We start from the raw sequence: 21,244 nt of genomic DNA on the forward strand, positions 1-21,244 counted from the left end.
ATATCCGCGCTTGTAACTCAGCTGGATAGAGTGCTTCCCTCCTAAGGAAGAAGCCGGGGGTTCGAATCCCTTCAAGCGCGCCATGTCCAAGAAACCGATTTTGTGTAAAACAAGGTTGGTTTCTTTATTTTGATTTGTGTTATTCTTAATTTAGGGTGGTGTGATGGATAAGTACCTTTCGGCATACGATTCGGCATTAATGTTTTCTAATGCTTTTCATTTTTTACTTCATAAACATATGTCAGCGCGGATAACCGGAAACTATGAAGAATTTGCATTAGTGGTTCCAGCAATAGTAAATGGGGCATTTGCATGTGAACTATTTCTTAAGTCTTTATTGATAGATCCTCCCCGTGGGCATAAGCTTTATCATGATTTATTTTGTAAATTAGATCCTTCTATTGCATATGAAATAGAAACGATAGTCATTGAGTGTTTTAAATTGAAAAAGGAAACAACAATTAATTCTGACCAATTTATTCCTTATTTTAAAACTATAGACAGATCTTTTGAAGAATTTCGTTATTTTTACGAGCCTAAAGATAAAAAGGAAATGAAAGCTTATAATATTGATTTTATTGAAGTGCTGGTCTTTTCATTAAGAGCAATCTGCGAGCAAAGATTCGGTATAAGACCCGTGCAGGAGTAACAAATTGGTTGTATCCTTTATACCAACGCTTCCCAGCGGCAAGTTGCCGCACCCAAGGCAGGCACCTCGTTTTGCGAGGTGCCTTTCGTCTTCGCGCCCGCGTTTGGAGCGGATCACTCTTTTACCGGCGCTTCCCAGGCGTGCCGCCGCTCCCAGGTCGCGTGCCGCGCCCGCGCGCATGCCGTATCTGTTCGCGCAAATAGACTCGCCCATCCCGCTCCTTTCGAAACTTGCGGCGGCTTTCTTATAATAGACGCCGGTAAAGATTGTCCGCCGTATCCTTATAAAAAAGGGCCTCCCATCCCAGGCTTTTCTCAAAAAAGCCCTGCCATTTCTTTTGCGGCACGCCCGGTCCGCTTTCGTCCATTGCGCGTCACACACGCAAAGCCGCGGTCCGGTAGCCCATCCTTTCCTCTGCGGGGCTTTTTTTGCTTGTCTAGGATTTGACAAAGTCCCCGCCATGCCTTACAATAACCTTTGCTTTGTACATCCTTTCGAATTTTGAAAGATGTTCTTAACAAAGGGTTCACTTTTTCGTCATGCCTGCTTTCTATCTGTGGATTAAATTAAAAAATGTATGCACACTATTCTTATATCTTTCCCATGAATTTTGGAGAATGGGGGAATTATGATTTCACTTCAAAAAATGCGGGCAAGGTCCTGGGACCTTCCCTTTTTCTTCGGTTTCTTTTTGCATCTCACCCTCTTTTTTATGCTGTTGGAGGTGGGGATGCGCCTGCCATTTTCGGTATTTAAGGCGCCCTTTGTCATCACGACCGCCCTATTTCTTTTTTTATTGCTGCAAGACGGCTGGACTGCGGCCAAAGAGCGAATGAGGAAGCTGTTCCGGCAGCTGCGGCCCTGCCGGTGGCCGATCCTCTTCTTGGGGCTTTATATCCTTTTAGACCTAATCGGCATCCTTTACTCCCCGGCCAAGTCAATTGCGCTGACCAAATATGCGGTCGTCATCCCCATGGCGGTTTTTGCGGTGTTGCTCGTCTACTACTGCGACAGCCGCGCCAAAATTGACCGCATCCTGCTCAACATCGGTTGCGTCGGCACTTTTTTGGCCCTGTTTACCCTGTTTAACTACTTTGTGGTGGAAATACTGCCTATCCCGTATTACCGGCGGCTTTCCATGCTCACCGACTATAACCGGTTTGCCAGCGTCATATTCACCGGCTTTTTGATGCTGCTTATTTTGCTGCTCAATTCCAAGCTCCCCCTGCTGAAAAAATACGCGGCCATCTTCGGGGTGTCCCTCATCGACTACACTGTCCTCAACTTATGCGGCTCTCGGAGGACCTATGCCACCCTGATTCCGGCCATCTTTATCATCGTTTGCTATCAGCTCATCCGCACCGCCGTCCGGGAGCGCAGCACCAAAAAAATCTTGCAAAACGCGGTGGCAATGGGGCTCGTTTCCGTGATCGTCTTTTCCTTTAACGCTTCTATATTAAAAGGGTTCGAAGATCTCTCCGGCGACAAGTACGACGCCTACGTAGCTCAAAACGGGGACGCCATGGAGGAAAACAGTATCGACACCATCATCGACAGCATGGGCGGGGAAGGTATTTTCTCCAAGCGGTACGCCATCTGGAGCCTGGCTTTGGACGAGGCGGCCTCCTATTCGCCGGTAGAAATGATCGTCGGGAAGGGGACCTCCTATGAGGCCCATCTCTATGATATCCGTACCAACGAGCGGCTCAACGAGCTGTATGCCGCCTATCAACCCAAGCCTCAGTACTGGATGACTCCCCACAATTTCCTACTCTCCGATTTCCTCAGCGGCGGCATCCTCAAATTGGCGGCATCCCTGGCTGTTTGGGTTTCCATCGGCTGGATCCTTTTGCGCATGCTCCGCCATAAGACCAGCCGCTCCTTGATCTACGGGGCCGCTCTGGGTATCCTTCTTATCAATGCCCTCATTTCCGGGCGATACACCTATATTTACGACAAGTATTTTTGGATATTCTTTACCCTCATGGCCCTGGAATGGAACCTGGTTACCAGGGAAAAGGGGCTCCTCCCTGGGCCCAGCCGCGGGCCCGACGCACCCGCGGCCTAGTCTAACAAAGCCTCGCGCCACAGCGCCTAGGCTTCCTAATGTGTCAAAGCGCGGTTTCCTCCACCGGCAGGTGGGCCCGACGCACCCGCGGCCTAGTCTAACAAAGCCTCGCGCCACAGCGCCTAGGCTTCCTAATGCGTCAAAGCGCGGTTTCCTCCACCGGCAGGCGGACCCGACGCGCCCGCAGCCTAATCTAACAAAGCCCCGCGCCACAGCGACCAGGCTTCCTAATGCGTCAAAGCGCGGTTTCCTCCACCGGCAGGTGGGCCCGACGTTTCAGAAATGGAACGCCGGGCTTTTTTATGTCTGAAGGGCGGCAGACAGCTTTTTTGGACAAGCCGTTTAATATTTTCACAAAACCGTATGGTATTTCCTCTTTTCTAACCAAATTGTTACCAGGCCGCTTTATACTATAAACAGACAGTGGCGTTATACCTCCCTTTGTCACTGTATAAGCCAGACGCGCGGGAGGTATCCCACGATTCCACTGTTAGTAGGGGGAATTACTGATGGATAAAAAAACCCACCTATTTGATACAAAAGAAAGGAGGTACTGCTTCATGAAAAGATTTTTGGCCGTACTGCTCGCAATGATGATGGTCCTCAGCGCATTTCCCGTCACCGCCCTGGCCCCCTCGGACGTGACGGTGCCTGCATCCAACACCACCCAGCAGCCTGGCCAATCTGCTCCGGCTGTTACAACCGCTGTCACCTCGGGGACGAATGTCACTACTCCGGCCCCGGACACCTCGTCGGGTCCACCAGCCGGTAGCGTCAATGGGCAGCGCCCTCAAGATGCGCCGACCACAACAACCGCCTCCAACTCCCTGCCGGGGGAAGATACCGTGTATTACAATGTTACCTTCCTCATCGGCGGCGGCGAGACTTACACCGTCACTCAGGTGGCGGAGGGGAAACTTTGTGTGGAGCCGGCCATCCCACCGATTCCCGCGGATATGACCTCCTTTGCCGGATGGTTCAAAGAGGACAATACCCCCTTTGATTTTGAGAATACCCCCATTACCGGGGATATCTCCCTCCACGCCGTATTCAAGGACACCTATCTGGTCAAGTTCTTAAACGCGGACGGCAAGGTCATTGATTCCAAGGAAGTCAAACGCGGCGGCACCGTCGCCGCCACCACCGTGGACGTAGTAGCCCCCGCGGGCCAAGTGTTCGAGAGCTGGTATCTGGACGGCAGCCTTTACGACTTCAGCCAGCCGGTTACCTCGAATCTGACCCTCACCCCCCACTTTAGGGACCTCTTCTACGTCTATTTCGATTCCCAGGGCTCTTACGTGCCGCCGCAGCTAGTGGACGTGGGCGGATTCATTACCCGTCCGGAGGACCCCACCCGCGCCGGCTACCGTTTCAGCCACTGGTCCCTCACGCCCGGCGGAGAGGCTTTCGACTTCTCCCAGAGCGTCTCTTCGGACACCACCCTCTATGCCGTATGGGAGCAAGAGTGGGTGACTTACACCGTGGTCTACTGGCTGGAGGCGCCCAACCTCCCCAATACGGCGGACTTAAATAGCCGGGATAGCTACCGGTACGCGTTCACCGAGACCCGCCGGGCCTATGCCGGCGATACGGTTACCATCACCGCTCAAAACGCCACCACCGATAACAGCGCGGTGAAATACGCGTCCTTCCATCACAGCCAGAGCGCCGTGATTTCCGGCAACGGCACCACGGTGGTGAACGTCTATTTCGCCAGAGATCTCTACACGATCTACTTCGATCTCAATGCTCCGTCGATCAACGTCGGCACCAAATGGCGTCCCAACTACCTCTACTACACCGCCACCATGAACTTTGGCGGCCGTACCTACACAAGCGGCGGCGCCAAGTACACCATCACCGCAAAATACCAGCAGGACATCAGCGATCTGTGGCCGGTGCTCTCCTATGACGCTTCCGGCAACCCCAGCATGATCGCCACCCTCTCCGGGTACGCCGACCGGTACTTTGTGGGCTGGTCTGCCGGCAATATTACCTGGACCTCCAAGCGGGTGACCATGACCGAGGATATGATGCCCTCGTCCGGCACCTCCCGCACCATCTATGGCTCTTGGAGCGAGGATACCGTCGTCCTCTACCTCCAATATATGATGGAAAGCCTGGAGGGCAAGGTGCCCGGGGCGGTGGAGTATAACGGAAAATACTATGTTTCTGACCCCACCTACACCCAATACGTGGAGAACGGCTACGTCACCCTGTTTAACCAGAAGAACATCGACGGCATGACCGCCGCCGGGACCAAATGGGAGAAGACCAACTGGAGGGGCGATCCCCAAAAAGACGAGGACGGCTCCTACCACCAATACCTGTTCTATAACCGGCAGGCGTTCTCCATCGACTTCGACACCCAGGGCGGCAACCGGATTGATTCCATCACCGGGCTCAAATTCGGTAGCGACATCTCCTCGAAGAAGCCCGCCGACCCCCAGCGGGAAGGCTTCACCTTCTTGGGCTGGTACACCGACGCGGAATACCGGGAAGCCTTTGACTTCGCCGGCGCCACCATGCCCGAGCACAGCCTGAAGCTCTTCGCCAAGTGGGAATCCAACCAGTTTACCGCCACCTTCCTCGAAAAGGCGGACGGCAAAGAGGTGGGCAGACAGGGTCTGGCCGACGGCGAATACGTCACCGAGCCGGAAACCTATGTCAAGGGCGAATTCTACGAAGGCCTGGGCGTGTTCCTGGGTTGGTATTGGTATCTGCCCGGCACCACCAGAGCCGTCTCCTACAGCTGGGAGACCCCGGTCCACTCCGATCTGACCATCTTCGGCCAGTGGCGGACCGACGGCTTCACCCTGACCTATGAGGCGGGCGGCGCCACCGGCCAAGTCCCGGTGGATTCCGACACCTACGCGCTGGGCGTCAAGGCCCGGGTCAAGGGCGCCGACGGCCTTTCCAAAGACAACAAAGTCTTTGTGGGCTGGCAGGTGGACGGTCAGGGGACCGTCTACTACCCCGGCAGCCTGATTGAAATGAACGGCGACACCGTCCTGGTGGCCAAATGGGTGGACCCGGCCAATGTGGCGCGGCTCGTCTATGACGCCAATTACGGTTCTCCCGCCGAGACCCTCACCTGGATGGTGGAGCGCTACGACACCGTCATCCTGGCGGGCGACATCTTCACCCGGGAAGGGTATGATCTCCTCGGCTGGTCCACGAAAAAGCAGGCCACCGAGCCCGATTATCTCCCCGGCGATGAGTTTACCATCGTCAATGACACCGAACATCTCTACGCTGTATGGAAACGCCAGACCTTTTCCGTCACCTTTGTAGCAGGGCTGCGGGGCAGCCTCGAGGGTGAAACCAGCTTTACCGAGATTCCCGGCGGCACCGCCTGGGGAGACGCAGTCACCGTACCGACCCCCATCCCCAATGACGGCTATTACTTCACCGGCTGGACGCCTTCCTTCCCGGACACCGTCACCGCCAGCCAGACCTATACCGCCAACTTCGCGGCACAGACCCTGGTCACCGTCTTCGGCAACGGCGACACCTTCACCTATGACGGCACCCCCAAGACGGTCACCGGCTACACCTACACGGGACTGGGAACGGAGACCCTCACGGGCCTTTCGGCATCCGTCACCGGCACCATGGCGGGCACCTACCCGGTGAAGGTCATCGGGACCCCCAAGGTCACCGACGCAAACGGCGCCGATATCACCGATCATTTCCGCTTTGTCTATGTGGACGGCGCCATGCTCATCGAGCAGAGAGCCGTGACCATCACCGCCGACGACGCGGGCAAGACCTACGGCGACCCCGATCCGGCCCTCACCGCCAAGGTAAGCGGCCTCGTACCGGGCGAATCCATCGCCTACACCGTCTCCCGTGAGCCCGGTGAGGATGTGGGACCCTATGACATCACCGTTTCCTACACCCCCAACCAAAACTATAACGTGACGGCCACGGGCGGCACCTTCACCATCAGCAAACGGGACCTGACCGTCACCGGCAATTCCAACACCTTCATCTATGACGGCACGGACAAAACCGTGAGCGGGTACACCTACTCCGGTCTTCTGGCAGGCCAGCAGATCGCGGGGCTTTCCGCCTCCCGTACCGAGAAAAACGCGGGCATCTATGACGTGAACGTCAAGGGCGCCCCGGTCATCACCGAGGGCGGCAAGAACGTCACCGCAAACTACAACATCACCACGAAGCCCGGCACTCTCATCATCAAGAGGGCTTCCATCCCGCTGATCATCACCGGACACGGCGGCACCTTCACCTACGACGGCAAGCCCCACACCGTCTCCGGCTACGACGTGGAAGGACTCCTGGAGGGACACACCCTCTCCGGCGTCTCCGCTTCCGTCACCGGCACCATCGCCGGCACCTACCTGTCACAGATTACCGGCAAACCGGTCATCATGGATGGCGATGTGGACGTCACCGAAAACTACGACATCCTTCCGAGACCCGCCTCCATGCTCATCAAGCAGCGTGAAGTTACCATCACGGCCGACGACGCGGGCAAGACCTACGGCGTCTCCGATCCGGCCCTCACCGCCAAGGTAAGCGGCCTTGTCCCGGGTGAATCCATCTCCTACACCGTCACCCGTACGCCAGGCGAGAATGTGGGACCCTATGACATCCTGGTCACGGCCTCCGACACCACCAACTACAAGGTTAAGACGGAGAACGGCACCTTCACCATCACCAAACGGAACCTGACCATCACGGCCAACTCCAGCACCGGCAACATCTACGACGGCACCGAAAAGACCGTCTCCGGCTATGACGTGGCAGGGCTTGTGGACGGCGACACCCTCTCCGGCGTCTCCGCCTCCCGCAGTGAAAAGAATGTGGGCACCTACGACGTCACCGTCGAGGGCACCCCGGTCCTCATGAAGGGCTCGGAGAACGTCACCGGCAACTACAACATCACTACAAAGCCCGGTACCCTCGTCATCGAGAAAGCCGCCATCCAGCTGACCATTACGGCCAACTCCAGCACCGGCAACACCTACGACGGCACTGAAAAGACCGCCAGCGGCTACACCTATTCCGGTCTCCTAGAAGGCCACACCCTTTCCGGTGTTTCCGCCTCCCGCACCGAGAAAAACGCGAGCACTTATGAAGTGAACGTCAAAGGCAAACCGGTCATCATGGACGGCAAAACGGACGTCACCGAAAACTATGTCATCTCCACAAAGCCTGGCTCCCTCGTCATCGAGAAAGCCTCCGTGACCATCACGGCCGACGACGCGGGCAAGACCTACGGCGACCCCGATCCGGCCCTCACCGCCAAGGTAAGCGGCCTCGTACCGGGCGAATCCATCGCCTACACCGTCTCCCGTACCCCCGGCGAGAATGTGGGACCCTATGACATCACCGTTTCCTACACGTCCAACAAAAACTACAACGTGACGGCCACGGGCGCCACCTTTACCATCAGCCAGAAGAACCTGACCATCACGGCCAAGTCGAGCACCGGCAACATCTACGACGGCACCGAAAAGACCGTTTCCGGCTATGACGTGACCGGACTCGTGGACGGCGACACCCTCTCCGGCGTCTCCGCCTCCCGCAGTGAAAAGAATGTGGGCACCTACGATGTCACCGTCGAGGGCAATCCGGTTATCATGAAAGGCGCGGAGAACGTCACCGGCAACTACAACATCGCCACCGTTCCCGGTACCCTCATCATCAAACCGGCCTCCCTGACTCTGACCATCACGGCCAAGTCGAGCACCGAGAACACCTACGACGGCACTGAAAAGACCGTCTCCGGTTACGACGTGGAGGGCCTCTTAGAAGGCCACACCCTTTCCGGTGTTTCCGCTTCCCGCACCGAGACCGCCGCGGGCACCTATGACGTAAGCGTCGAAGGCACCCCGGTCATCATGGACGGCAAAACGGACGTCAGTGAAAATTACACCATCCTGACCGTCCCCGGCTCCCTGATCATCCGCCAGAAAGCGCTCACCATCACCGCCGACGACGCGGGCAAGACCTACGGCGACGCGGACCCGGCAGCCTTCACCGCCAAGGTGAGCGGCCTTGTCCCGGGTGAATCCATCGATTACACCGTCACCCGTACGCCAGGCGAGAACGCGGGACTCTATGACATCATCCCGGCGGTTAAAGAAAACGCCAATTACAGCGTTAATATTGTAAACGGCACCTTCACCATCGCCAAACGGGACCTGACCATCACGGCCAAGTCGAGCACCGGCAACATCTACGACGGCACCGAAAAGACCGTTTCCGGCTATGACGTGACCGGACTCGTGGATGGCGACAGCCTCTCCGGCATCTCCGTCTCCCGCAGTGAAAAGAACGTGGGCACCTACGACGTCACCGTCGAGGGCACCCCGGTCCTCATGAAGGGCTCGGAGAACGTCACCGGCAACTACAACATCACCACGAAGCCCGGTACCCTCGTCATCGAGAAGGCTTCCATCGCTCTCACCATCACGGCCAACTCCAGCACCGGCAACATCTACGACGGCACTGAAAAGACCGCCAGCGGCTACACCTATTCCGGTCTCCTCGCAGGCCACACCCTTTCCGGTGTTTCCGCCTCCGTTACCGAGAAAAACGCGGGCACTTATGAAGTGAACGTCAAAGGCAAACCGGTCATCATGGACGGCAAAACGGACGTCACCGAAAACTACGTCATCTCCACAAAGCCCGGCTCCCTCGTCATCGAGAAAGCCTCCGTGACCATCACCGCCGACAACGCGGGCAAGACCTACGGCGACCCCGATCCGGCCCTCACCGCCAAGGTAAGCGGCCTCGTACCGGGCGAATCCATCGCCTACACCGTCTCCCGTACCCCCGGCGAGAATGTGGGACCCTGTGACATCACCGTTTCCTACACGTCCAACAAAAACTACAACGTGACGGCCACGGGCGCCACCTTTACCATCAGCCAGAAAGCACTGACCGTTTATGTGGAAAGCGCCAGCAAGACCTACGGCGACGCGGATCCCGACTTCACCATCCGTCTGGACGGCGCGCTGGTGGGCGAGGACACCCTCCTCACCACCTTTAACCGCGCTCCCGGCGAGGATGTGAACCACTACGCTATCAACGTCATCCTGGGTCAAAACGGCAACTACGACCTGACGGTAGTACCCGGCGAACTGGAAATCACCCCGAAAGACGCCGTCATCACCGTGGACGATCAGACTAAGGTGGCGGGCAGCGCGGATCCGGACTTCACCGCCACCGTCGAAGGGCTCATCGGCGACGACACCCTAGAATACACCCTCACCCGTGCGGAAGGGGAAGGGGTTGGCACCTACGCCATCACCGCCACCTACACGCCCAATGCCAACTACAACATCACTGTTGTGGACGGCGTCCTGCGCATCACGGCGGCCTCCACGTCGAGACCGATTACCACCCGTCCTTCCACTACCACCGATCCGACGCCTCCGGCCACCACCACCCCGGGACCGGCTCCGGTCACAGCGCCTCCGGCAACAACACCGGTTTCGCCCGTCACCACGCCAGCCGCCCCGGTAACCACTCCCACCGTCAGCATCGACGAGCCTGATGTTCCCATCGCCAGCCTGCCCGTCACCTCCGACCGCACCGTCATTGATGAGCCGGATGTGCCGCTGGCAGCGACACCGACACCCGTCTGGGCACTGATCAACCTGCTGCTCACCATTGCGACAGCGATTATCATGCTCTTGCTCCTCATCTTCTACTTCATCGGCAAGAAGAACAAGGAGGACGACGAGGACGAGGAACAGCAGCGCATCCGCCGCGAGAATGAAGAAGCGAAGCTCAACCACGTGCTCAAACGCAAAGGCTTCTGGAGACTCCTGAGCATCGTTCCGGCACTGGGCGCAGTCATCGCCTTCATCCTGACGGAAAACATGAGAAACCCGATGGTTCTCGTTGACAGATGGACCCTTCTCATGGCTCTGATCGCTCTGGTTCAGATCGTCATCGCGATTCTGAGCATCAAGGGCAGAAAAGACGAAGAGATGGACGAAGAAGACGAGACCAAAGCATAATCCCTTCCGTTTTTAACAAAAGCCAGCCGCTCTTTTGAGCGGCTGGCTTTTTTGCCGCCTGCGGCGGGACATGTCGCGCCCTAGATTAAATTTGCAACTTGGCTGTGCTAGAAATAATATTGGGTGAGGATGGTGATGCATTTCTCACAAATCAGCTTTCCATGAAACGCGGTGAGATTTTGGGTCTCGCCGCAGAAAACGCATTCCGGCAGCACTTTTTTGACATAGACGTATTCCCCCTGCATCACCATGGACACCGGATCGCCTGGCTGGATATCAAGCTTGTAGCGTATCTCCTTGGGAATGACAAAGCGTCCCACGGCATCAATCTTCGCTATATTCATAAGTTTTGGCTCTCCTTTGTTCGTCATTTATTCGTCATATAGACGTCATTTCCTTAGTTTCATTATATATGACTCCATAATTTAGTCAATACTTCGTCAAGGAGGAGTCAAAATAATGTCTAATGAAATCGTCAGATACACCATGCGCATCAACTGGCGGCTACTCGACAAACTCGGCTTCATCGCGGAATATGAGGGTCGATCAAAGAACAAAGAGATTGAACAACTCATGAAAAAGAGAATTGCCGAGTTCGAGAAGGAACATGGAGAGATCGTCCTTCCCGGGGAGGACTGAGGGGAGGAGCAACCATGATTTCTGAAAGCCGCATCACCGTCCGTTACGCGGAGACCGACCAGATGGGCGTCACCCATCACGCGGTGTATCCCATCTGGTACGAGGTGGCCCGGACGGACTTCATCAAGCAACTGGGCATCACCTATTCCGAGATGGAGCGCATGGGCGTCATGACCCCCCTCATCGAGCTTACCTGTCACTACCACGGGGTGACCCGGTACGAGGACGAGCTGGTGGTCCGGGTGACCATCGGGCGGCTCACCCCGGCCCGCATCCAGTTTTGCTATGAAATCTACCACGTGGGGGAGGAGAGGCCCTGCAACACCGGCTCCACCACCCACGCCTGGGTGGACGCCGCCACCTTCCGGCCCATCAATATGAAGCGCAAGTTCCCCGATCTCTATGAAAAGATGGCCCACCCGCCGGTGGGGGATACCGCGCTGTAACGCGATAGCAATAATTCTAGTGCGGACACCGCGACATGGCAGCGGGCCCTGCCAAGGCGTGACGATGGCGCTGACAACGCCTTGTTTTCTCCTCCGTGTGCTTTGAGGCGGCGTGACCGCCGCGACTGTCCGGCGTCCCCCACCGGTAGGTGGCGCGGGCGGCGCGAAGAAAACCTCGGGCGCGCCTGCGGCGGGTCTCGTCTGCGTATCGAAAAAATAAATACTTGTGCCATCTACAATGCGCGGGTCCAAATTCTTGACGGGGGCTGGCGGCAGGGATATACTGAGTATAAGCAAGGTCATCATAGACATGAGGAGGTATAAGAAATGTTAGTCACCATGAAGGAAATCCTGGACCGCGCGAGCGCCGGCAATTATGCGGTGGTCGCACCCAATGTTTTCAGCGAACTGGATACCCGGGCGGCCATTGCGGCGGCGGAAAAGCTGGGGTCCCCCATGATCATCGATCTGAGCGTGGGATCGACCAAGGATATCGTTGTCACCGGCCACAACCTGGTGGAGATTGCCGAACAGACCGCAGTCCCTGTCGCTGTGAATCTGGATCACGGCGGCGATGTCCACAAATCCTTTGAAGAGGTCACCACCGAAATTATGTGCGCGATCAAAGCGGGCTTTACTTCCGTCATGGTGGATCGCTCTTCCCTCCCCTATGAAGAGAACGTCAAAGAGACCGCCATCCTCGCCAAAATTGCCCATTCCATGGGCGTGACGGTGGAATCCGAGCTGGGCCATGTGGGATCCGGGTCCAATTATGCGGAGGACGGCGCCTCCATGTACACCGACCCCGCCCTGGCCAAAGATTTCGTGGACCGCACCGGCATCGACTGCCTGGCCGTCGCCGTCGGCACCGCCCACGGCGTCTATACTTCCACCCCGAAGCTGGACTATGACCGCATCAAGGCCATTAAGAAGAAAGTGGGCGGCCTGCCCCTGGTCATCCACGGCAGCTCCGGCGTTAGCCACGAAGACCTGCATCAGGCCAGTACCGTGGGCATCAACAAGGTCAACATGGGCTTCGACTTTATGGATCATATCGTCAAGGATCTGGCGAAACGGGATTTCTCCGGGGCCAATGCGTACAACATCTGGCAGTATATCCAGGAGGCCTACATGGAAAAGGCGCTGGAAATGATCAAGTGCCTGGGCTCCGACGGCAAGACCTGGAAGGTCGAGAGAGTTGACTGCACCGCCGCGAGCAAGCTTCTGGGCGCCGGCGGCGAAGGCTGATTTGATACATAAAAAGAACAGCTGCTTTCACAGCTGTTCTTTTGCGCATCGGGCGTGGCTACCCTGCGCCCAGGTCCAAGTATAAAAAAAGCGCGAGCTTAAAGCTCGCGCTTTTTTCTTATTCCACTGTTTCCAGGGGGGCGGGGGAGAGGACCTCCACCGCCAAGGCGCCGTCTTTTAATACAATGCGCAGACGGGAGCCGGGCAGGATGTCCTCGCCGATGATTTGACGGCCAATGAGGGTCTCCACATGGTGCTGGACATACCTTCTCAGGGGCCGCGCGCCGTAGACCGGGTCGTAGGCGCTGTCAATGATGAAGTCTTTAGCTTCCTGTGTCAGCTCGCAGGAGAGCTGCTTGTCGGAGAGCCGCCCATTCAGGTCCGCCACCAGCAGGTCGATAATTTGGGTGATATCGGCCTTGGTCAGCGGCTTATAGAAGACGATCTCGTCAAGACGGTTTAAGAACTCGGGCCGGAAGGAGCGTCGCAGCAGCTCCTCCACCTGTTCCTCCGCTTCCAGCGTGATGTTGCCGTCCTCGTCGATGCCGTCCAAGAGGTACTGGCTCCCCAGGTTGGAAGTCAGGATAATGATGGTGTTTTTAAAGTCCACCGTACGGCCCTGGGAATCGGTAATGCGCCCGTCGTCGAGGACTTGCAGGAGGACGTTGAAGACGTCCGGGTGGGCCTTTTCCACCTCGTCAAAGAGGATGACCGAGTAGGGCTTGCGGCGCACCGCCTCGGTGAGCTGGCCGCCCTCCTCATAGCCCACATATCCCGGAGGCGCTCCAATGAGGCGGGAGACGGAGTATTTCTCCATATACTCGCTCATGTCGATGCGCACAAGGTTGCGCTCGTCGTCAAAGAGACACTCGGCCAGCGCCTTGGCAAGCTCGGTTTTGCCCACGCCGGTGGGCCCCAGGAACAGGAAGGAGCCGATGGGCCGGTCCGGGTCCTGGATGCCCGCCCGGGAGCGGATGATGGCGTCGGTGACCCGGGAGACGGCCTCGTTTTGGCCGATGATCCGTTTGTGGAGGATATCGTCCAGGTGCAGGAGCTTCTCCCGTTCTCCCTCCATGAGCCGCGCCACCGGGATACCGGTCCAGCGCTCCACAATCCGGGCAATCTCTCCCTCGGTGACCTTGTCCCGCAGCAGGGAGTCCTTCTTCTCGGTGCGGGCCGCGGCCTCCTCTTCCTCCAGCTGTTTTTTGAGGGCGGGGAGCCTGCCGTATTTGAGCTCGGCGGCTTTGTTGAGGTCATACTCCCGCTCGGCCTTCTCGATCTGCTGATTGAGTTCTTCCAGCTGTTCCCGGAGCTTCTGGACCTTGCCGATGGAGGCCTTTTCGTTGTCCCACTGGGCCTTCATGGCATTAAAACGCTCCCGCATGTCGCTGAGTTCCTTCTGGATCTCTTTCAGATGCTCTTGGGAGAGGGCGTCCTTCTCTTTCTTGAGCGCCGCCTCCTCGATCTCATGCTGGATGATCTTGCGCTGGATGACGTCCAGCTCGGTGGGCATGGAATCGATCTCGGTGCGGATCATGGCGCAGGCCTCGTCGACCAGGTCAATGGCCTTGTCGGGGAGGAAACGGTCGGTGATATAGCGGTTGGAGAGGGTGGCGGCGGCGATGATGGCGTTGTCCTGGATTTTGACGCCGTGATAGACCTCGTACCGCTCTTTGAGTCCCCGGAGGATGGCGATGGTGTCCTCCACCGTGGGTTCACTCACCAGCACCGGCTGGAACCGGCGCTCCAGGGCCGGGTCCTTTTCGATGTACTGGCGGTATTCGTTTAAGGTGGTGGCGCCGATGCAGTGAAGCTCGCCCCTGGCCAGCATGGGCTTTAACAGGTTGCCCGCGTCCATGGCGCCCTCGGTCTTGCCCGCGCCCACAATGGTGTGCAGCTCGTCGATAAAGAGGATGATCTTGCCTTCGCTCTTTTTAATTTCCGCGAGCACCGCTTTGAGGCGCTCCTCAAACTCGCCCCGGTATTTGGCGCCCGCGATGAGGGAGCCCATATCCAGGGAGAAGATGGTTTTATCTTTGAGGGAATGGGGGACGTCGCCCCGCACAATCCGTTGGGCCAAGCCCTCGGCGATGGCGGTCTTGCCGACGCCCGGCTCGCCGATGAGGACCGGGTTATTTTTGCTCTTGCGGGAGAGGATGCGGATGACGTTGCGGATTTCGTCGTCCCGGCCGATGATGGGGTCCAGCTTCTGATTGCGGGCCCGTTCCACCAGGTCGTCGCCGTATTTTTTCAGCGCGTCGTAGGTTTCCTCCGGGCTCTGGCTGGTCACCCGGGTGGCGCCCCGTACCCCCGCCAGCACTTTGAGGACATGGTCCTTTTGGATATGGTAGTCTTTAAAAAGCTGCTGCAAGTTGCTGTTTGCCTGGGAGAGCAGGGAGAGGAAAATGTGCTCCACCGAGACATATTCATCCTTCATGTTGTCCGCCAGCTTCTCCGCCTGGATGAGGACGGCGTCCACATCGGGAGCCACATAGATTTTCTCCGGGTCCCGGCCCGGGCCCGTCACCCGGGGCATGGAAGCGATCATGCTTTGTAATCTGGACTTCATCCCCTCCACGTCCACCTGCATTTTGAGCAAAAGCTCAGGAATGAGGCCGTTTTCCTGCCCCAAGAGCGCCGAAAGCAGGTGCTCCTGGGTGATCTGCATATTCTGGTTCTCTATACTAATTTGCTGCGCCTCCTGGATGGCTTCCAGGGACTTCTGGGTAAATTTTTGTGCATTCATCAAATGGTTCCCTCCTTGCGGGCCGGCCGGCCCTGATCGTCAAGAATAGCTTTTCTCACGAATTTAAGTATACCGGCTAGACATGAAGATTTCGTGGGTAAATTATTGCCAAACTGTAAAAATTAGCACTCGCTATAATAGAGTGCTAATTTGTAAGGAAGCCCATCCTTTTTCCATTTATAGGCGGGCCATCAAGAGGACGCCCACAAAAAATTATACTATTTGCAAAACCCGCCATTCTTCAAGATCTTGTAGTTTTTTTCTCTAAAAAATCAAGAAATAGTGGATATGCTACCCAACGTATTAAATTTGGGTTTTAAACATATTCCACCGACTTTTCCACTGTTTTTCTCAAAATTGAGATTTTCCCGTGGATAACTCGGTGGAAACTGTTTAAAGGTGGCGGGGCTTGCCCCACAAAAACCTTGAAAATATCAGGATTTTTCTAGGAACATCCGTTTTTATTTTCCCCAGAACCCCTGTTAAAAATGTGGAAACTAAAAATTTCGCGGAGTTGAAAAATCAAGGGGGACTTTCGTCCCCCTCTTTACAAAAAGTATAGGCGCCGCCTGCCGCCGGAACTTGTCGCGCTCTTCATTTTCTTCGCGCTGCCGCGTTCCCCACGCCTGCCGGCGGCGGGCGGCGCCCGCTCCCGCACCGCGCTGTGGCGCGTTGGCAATAGAAATGTGAGCTACGCGACGGTGGTTTGAAAGGGAATTTCGAGCGCGTCTACCCGACCGGAGGTCCGCGCCATCCTCCAGCGGCAGCTGGGGACAAAAAAATGACGGGTTAAAAAACCCGTCGCAAGTAAAGGTAGTATGGAGTTAATTATAAAGGAGGGGGATTGACAGAGAACCCAGCAATAAAATCTGATGTTCTCTACACTTTCATTATATCAGCTTGCAGAAAACTGTGATGAACAAAGTTAAAACAAAAATCATGAAAATCATTAACAGTTTTATTTCTCATTTTATCCTATCTTTTTGTCTTTTTTCCCGTAATTTTTGGAAAAATTGAGATAGAATTGCGGTACATTCCTCTTCCAGCACGCCGCTTGTCACCGCCGGACGGTGGTTAAAGGGCATGGCAAAGAGAGAACACACCGAACCGCAGACCCCGGCCTTTGCGTCCTTGGCGCCGAATACCACCCGGGGCAGCCGGGCATTCACCATCGCGCCCGCACACATGGGGCAGGGCTCCAAAGTGACATAGAGGGTGCAGCGGGTCAGCCGCCAGCCGCCCAGCGCCTTGCAGGCGTTTTCAATCGCCAGGATTTCCGCGTGGGCCAGCGCGTTTTTTTGCGTCTCTCTCAAATTGTGGGCCCGGGCGATGACTTCATCCTCCCGCACCACTACCGCGCCGATGGGCGCCTCGCCTAATTCTGCGGCCTTCTGCGCCTCTTCCAAGGCGAGGCGCATATATTTCTCATCCAATGCTTTTTGACTTTCCATGGGGCACTCCTTTAGCCTATGGCGACAAAATAGGGATAACTGATCAGCATGACCAGCATGATCACGGCAATGGCCATGGCGGGCGCGGCGGCGAAGGACCGCAGCTGTTCATAGACCCGCAGATAGCCGTGATTGGGCCGCAGCGTAAACATATTGTCATAGCGGTTGATGAGCAGGAGCAAGGCCACAAAGCCCACAATGATGAGGACGATGCTCATGATATTTTCGAAAATGGGCACCACCGCCGATGGCATGTTGCTGCCAACCAGTTTCACGGCAAGGACATAGGCATTATTGGCAAAATGGATGAGCATACCGGTGAGCAGGCTCCCCGTGCGCATGACAAAATAGCCGAGACACAGTCCCAACAGGAAGGTATAGGGAATTTTGACAAAGCTCATATGTGCCAAGCTAAAGAGGGAAGCCGAGACAAACAGGGCCATGGGGTCGGAAAATTTGCGCAGGGACTGCATGATCACGCCGCGGAAGACCAATTCCTCCATGACGGCGGGGACCACGGTCATGTTGATGATGAAAAGGGTGAGGGCCACCGGTTCCGCCGGCGGAACCACGGCCAGCTCACTGCTGGCATTGACCCCGAGCAGAGAGGAGAGTTCGATCAGTACATTGGTACCCACCATGGACACCATCGCGATGGCCAGGGATACCGGGATGGAAAGAATCATAATACCGCGGCTGGTAACCCGCATGGGATAGACGTTGTGCCTCTTTTCCTTGACCGACAGCCGGTAGATGAAAAGGAACGGCACCAAATAAACGACCACCGAGATGACGATATTGATGATCTGATAGACGGCGGGATGGGCCACCAGCAATCCGTCGCTGGTAATCATAGCATTTTTAAGAAGCGCCGCAAAAAACAGGGTGATGATTCTGGGAGCAAAACTCAAAAAGAGCAGATAAATCACAAAGGTGATGCCCAATGCACTGCCGTGGGAGCGCAGCGACTGCTTCTCCGCCACATCCGGGGGCGTGGGAACAAAGCCAAAACCAGAAACATAGGTATATTCATCATCCTGAGGGCCGTAAGTAGGCATAGGATGCCCATTGGGTCCAGAACCCGGCTGGTTATAAGGATTGTCCAAGCTTAACACCTCCCATCCACAGACCATAAAGATGAATTGGATTCTATTATATCATAAGTGTTTCCCAAAAAAAACGTCATAAATATGAACACCGGCTGCGCCGGAGCAAGTCGCGTCTTGGCATCGTTGGAAACAAAAGCGCGTGCGTCGCGGCTGTGGCGCGAAGGAAACCTAGGGCGCGTCTGCCCGACCGGAGGTCCGCGCCAGCTGCCGCTGGGGCATGACGCGCTTTTGGCGTGGCAACAAAAGCGCGGGCGCCGCGGCAGTGGCTCGAAGGAAACCTAGGGCGCGTCTGCCTCGCCGGTAGGCGCAGAAAAGGCCGTGTCCCAAGAAGGACACGGCCTTTGTTGATCTATTCTTCCTCTGTGGGCGTTTGGGCGCTCGCGCTTTCCTCAGAACCTTCGGCCTCTTCGGAAGGAGCTTCCTCCTCCTCGACCTCCATCTCCTTGGGAGCCCGGGCCAACGTGACCACACTGGTGTCGTCGGTGACACGCATGCACTTGACGCCGGTGCCGTACCGGGAGTGAACCGGGATTTGGCTGACCGGGATGCGGATAATGACGCCGCCGTCGGTGATCATGATCACATCGTCGTCGTCATCCACCACCTTGACCCCTGCCACATGGCCCTTTTGTTCGCTGACCTTATAATTCTTGATGCCCTTGCCGCCCCGGCTCTGCATCCGGTAATCGTCCAGACGGCTGCGGCGGCCCAGTCCCTTATCCGAGACGGTGAGGAGGGTAGCGCCCTCCCGGATCCGGGCCATGCCGACCACCACGTCCCCTTCGTCCAAGGTAATGGCTTTGACACCCCGGGCGCTTCGTCCCATGGGCCGCACATCGTTCTCGTTAAATTTGATGGACATGCCGTTCTTGGTGGCCACAATGAGGTCGTTCTGACCGCTGGTGAGCCGTACCCAAGCCAGCTCGTCGCCTTCGTCGATGGTGACGGCGATGAGACCGGACTTACGGATATTGCGGAAGGCGCTGATGGCCGTGCGCTTGATGATGCCGTGGCGGGTGACCATGACCAAGAACCCGTCCTGATCGGGAGAATCCAATTTGATCATGGAAGCGATCTTCTCGTCTCCTTCTAAGGGAAGGAGATTGACGATATTCACACCCTTGGAGGTCCTAGAGCTCTCCGGGATCTCATAGCATTTGAGCCGGTACATCCGTCCCTTGCTGGTTAAGAACAAGAGATAATCGTGGGTGGAGGAGATATAGAGATCCTCCACAAAATCTTCCTCCCGGGTAGTCATACCCGAGATGCCACGGCCGCCACGGCGCTGGGTCCGGTAGGAATCCACCGCTTGGCGCTTGATATAGCCGAAGTGGGTCAGGGTGACCACGCAGTCCTCTTCGGGGATGAGGTCCTCGATGTCCACTTCTCCGGACACCGATTGGATCTCCGTCCGGCGTTCGTCGCCGAATTTATCCCTGATCTCCTGGAGCTCCTCTTTGACAATGGCGTAGACCTTGTCTTCGTCAGCCAGGATACCCATGAGTTCCTGGATCTTCTCTTTGAGCGCCGCCAGCTCATCCTCGATCTTTTGCCGCTCCAAGCCGGTGAGCTGTCCCAGACGCATGGCCACAATGGCCGCGGCCTGCACCTCGGTGAGCCCGAAGCGCTCCATGAGCTGCTCCTTTCCCTCGGCGATGGATTTGGCCGCCCGCAAGAGGGCCACCACCTCGTCGATAAAGTCCAGCGCGATTTTGAGGCCCTCCAAGATGTGGGCCCGTTCCCTTGCCTTGCGCAGATCGTACTCGGTGCGGCGGGTGATGACTTCAAACTGGAAGTGGATGTAGTGGGTCAGGACCTCTTTGAGGCCCATGACCTTGGGCGCGCCGTCGTGGAGCGCCAACATGATGACCCCGCAGGTGTCCTGGAGCTGGGTGAAAGAATAGAGCTGATTGAGGACCACCTGGGCGTTGGCGTCCTTTTTGAGCTCAATGACAATCCGCATGCCTTCCCGGTCCGATTCGTCCCGCAGATCGGAAATGCCGTCGATGCGTTTTTCCTTGACCAAATTGGCGATGGATTCGATCAGCCGGGCCTTGTTGACCATATAGGGAAGCTCGGTGACCACAATCCGCATCCGGTTCTTTTTGCCCTCCTCGATGGAGGCTCTCGCCCGGACGATCAGCCGACCCCGGCCGGTCTGATAGGCGGCCCGGATTCCGGCCCGGCCCATGATGATGCCGCCGGTGGGGAAGTCGGGACCGTGGATAAATTCCATGAGGTCGATGAGGTCACATTCGGGGTTATCGATGAGATAGCAGGCCCCGTCGATGACCTCTCTGAGGTTGTGGGGCGGGATATTGGTGGCCATGCCCACCGCGATACCGGTGGAGCCGTTGACCAGGAGGTTGGGGAAGCGGGAGGGGAGGACCGCCGGTTCTTTGAGGCGGTCGTCGTAGTTGGGGACAAAGTCCACCGTCTCTTTTTCGATATCGGTCAGGAGTTTGGTGGCAATTTTACTCATGCGGCTCTCGGTATAACGGTAGGCGGCCGGTGGGTCGCCGTCCACAGAACCGAAGTTGCCGTGGCCGTCCACCAGGGGATAGCGCATGGAGAAATCCTGTGCCAAACGCACCATGGCGTCATAGACCGAGGCGTCGCCGTGGGGATGGTACCGGCCCAACACGGAACCGACGGTGTCGGCGCACTTGCGGTAGGCCTTATCTGGGCCCAGGCCGTTTTCGTGGAAGGTGTAGAGAATCCGGCGATGGACGGGCTTGAGCCCGTCTCTGACATCCGGAAGCGCCCGTCCGACGATGACCGACATAGAATATTCCAGATAGGCCTTTTTCATTTCCTTTTCGATGTCAACGGTGATGACTTTGGAGTCATTGTTGTTCATGGTTTTTTCACCCTAAATCTTCGTTTAT

Annotated in this window: 11 protein-coding genes and 1 tRNA gene; 7 read left to right on the forward strand and 5 right to left on the reverse strand. The window is 56.6% G+C overall.

The window, feature by feature from the left end:
• Positions 1-6 precede the first annotated feature (6 nt).
• The 4 genes from H8709_RS07250 to H8709_RS07265 all read left to right on the forward strand — a co-directional run bounded on the left by H8709_RS07250 (position 7) and on the right by H8709_RS07265 (position 10,717).
• Positions 7-83 (forward strand) — tRNA-Arg (locus tag H8709_RS07250).
• Between the two features lie 80 nt (positions 84-163).
• A complete protein-coding gene (locus H8709_RS07255; RefSeq protein WP_262397716.1) occupies positions 164-649 on the forward strand; it encodes a hypothetical protein in 486 nt (161 codons plus the stop codon).
• Between the two features lie 832 nt (positions 650-1,481).
• Positions 1,482-2,717, forward strand: coding sequence for an O-antigen ligase family protein (locus tag H8709_RS07260; RefSeq protein WP_262397717.1), 1,236 nt, complete (start codon positions 1,482-1,484; stop codon positions 2,715-2,717).
• A gap of 560 nt (positions 2,718-3,277) precedes the next feature.
• Complete coding sequence (locus tag H8709_RS07265) at positions 3,278-10,717, forward strand: MBG domain-containing protein (RefSeq protein ID WP_262397718.1); 7,440 nt, start codon at positions 3,278-3,280, stop codon at positions 10,715-10,717.
• Between the two features lie 107 nt (positions 10,718-10,824).
• Here H8709_RS07265 and H8709_RS07270 read toward each other — a convergent pair whose 3' ends face one another.
• Positions 10,825-11,061, reverse strand: a complete 237-nt coding sequence (locus tag H8709_RS07270; protein ID WP_262397719.1) for an AbrB/MazE/SpoVT family DNA-binding domain-containing protein — start codon at positions 11,059-11,061, stop codon at positions 10,825-10,827.
• Positions 11,062-11,176: 115 nt separating this feature from the next.
• Here H8709_RS07270 and H8709_RS07275 point away from each other — a divergent pair, with 115 nt between their 5' ends.
• The 3 genes from H8709_RS07275 to H8709_RS07285 all read left to right on the forward strand — a co-directional run bounded on the left by H8709_RS07275 (position 11,177) and on the right by H8709_RS07285 (position 13,050).
• Positions 11,177-11,356: a hypothetical protein gene (locus H8709_RS07275; RefSeq protein WP_262397720.1), complete on the forward strand. Its 180-nt coding sequence runs from the start codon at positions 11,177-11,179 to the stop codon at positions 11,354-11,356.
• A gap of 14 nt (positions 11,357-11,370) precedes the next feature.
• Positions 11,371-11,802: an acyl-CoA thioesterase gene (locus tag H8709_RS07280; RefSeq protein WP_262397721.1), complete on the forward strand. Its 432-nt coding sequence runs from the start codon at positions 11,371-11,373 to the stop codon at positions 11,800-11,802.
• Positions 11,803-12,129: 327 nt separating this feature from the next.
• Complete coding sequence (locus tag H8709_RS07285; RefSeq protein ID WP_262397722.1) at positions 12,130-13,050, forward strand: class II fructose-bisphosphate aldolase; 921 nt, start codon at positions 12,130-12,132, stop codon at positions 13,048-13,050.
• A gap of 118 nt (positions 13,051-13,168) precedes the next feature.
• Here the strand turns inward: H8709_RS07285 and clpB are convergent, their stop codons facing one another.
• The 4 genes from clpB to gyrA all read right to left on the reverse strand — a co-directional run bounded on the left by clpB (position 13,169) and on the right by gyrA (position 21,216).
• Positions 13,169-15,796, reverse strand: coding sequence for an ATP-dependent chaperone ClpB (clpB, locus tag H8709_RS07290; RefSeq protein WP_262397723.1), 2,628 nt, complete (start codon positions 15,794-15,796; stop codon positions 13,169-13,171).
• A 965-nt stretch (positions 15,797-16,761) separates the two neighbouring features.
• Positions 16,762-17,247, reverse strand: coding sequence for a tRNA adenosine(34) deaminase TadA (gene tadA, locus H8709_RS07295; RefSeq protein WP_262397724.1), 486 nt, complete (start codon positions 17,245-17,247; stop codon positions 16,762-16,764).
• Between the two features lie 11 nt (positions 17,248-17,258).
• Positions 17,259-18,353, reverse strand: a complete 1,095-nt coding sequence (locus H8709_RS07300) for a CPBP family intramembrane glutamic endopeptidase (protein ID WP_262397725.1) — start codon at positions 18,351-18,353, stop codon at positions 17,259-17,261.
• 352 nt (positions 18,354-18,705) lie between these two features.
• On the reverse strand, positions 18,706-21,216 hold the full coding sequence (gyrA, locus tag H8709_RS07305; RefSeq protein WP_262397726.1) for a DNA gyrase subunit A: 2,511 nt from the start codon (positions 21,214-21,216) through the stop codon (positions 18,706-18,708).
• Between the last annotated feature and the right edge of the window lie 28 nt (positions 21,217-21,244).

The sequence above is a fragment of the Zongyangia hominis genome, from assembly GCF_014385095.1.
Taxonomy (GTDB): domain Bacteria; phylum Bacillota; class Clostridia; order Oscillospirales; family Ruminococcaceae; genus Zongyangia; species Zongyangia hominis.

What these genes read in the sequence shown, in the direction of transcription:
- H8709_RS07280 (WP_262397721.1), top strand. Translation starts at nt 11,371, where the DNA reads ATGATTTCTGAAAGCCGCATCACCGTCCGTTACGCGGAGACCGACCAG.
- tadA (WP_262397724.1), bottom strand. Translation starts at nt 17,247, where the DNA reads ATGGAAAGTCAAAAAGCATTGGATGAGAAATATATGCGCCTCGCCTTG.
- gyrA (WP_262397726.1), bottom strand. Translation starts at nt 21,216, where the DNA reads ATGAACAACAATGACTCCAAAGTCATCACCGTTGACATCGAAAAGGAA.
- H8709_RS07255 (WP_262397716.1), top strand. Translation starts at nt 164, where the DNA reads ATGGATAAGTACCTTTCGGCATACGATTCGGCATTAATGTTTTCTAAT.
- H8709_RS07270 (WP_262397719.1), bottom strand. Translation starts at nt 11,061, where the DNA reads ATGAATATAGCGAAGATTGATGCCGTGGGACGCTTTGTCATTCCCAAG.
- H8709_RS07285 (WP_262397722.1), top strand. Translation starts at nt 12,130, where the DNA reads ATGTTAGTCACCATGAAGGAAATCCTGGACCGCGCGAGCGCCGGCAAT.
- H8709_RS07260 (WP_262397717.1), top strand. Translation starts at nt 1,482, where the DNA reads ATGAGGAAGCTGTTCCGGCAGCTGCGGCCCTGCCGGTGGCCGATCCTC.
- clpB (WP_262397723.1), bottom strand. Translation starts at nt 15,796, where the DNA reads ATGAATGCACAAAAATTTACCCAGAAGTCCCTGGAAGCCATCCAGGAG.
- H8709_RS07265 (WP_262397718.1), top strand. Translation starts at nt 3,278, where the DNA reads ATGAAAAGATTTTTGGCCGTACTGCTCGCAATGATGATGGTCCTCAGC.
- H8709_RS07275 (WP_262397720.1), top strand. Translation starts at nt 11,177, where the DNA reads ATGTCTAATGAAATCGTCAGATACACCATGCGCATCAACTGGCGGCTA.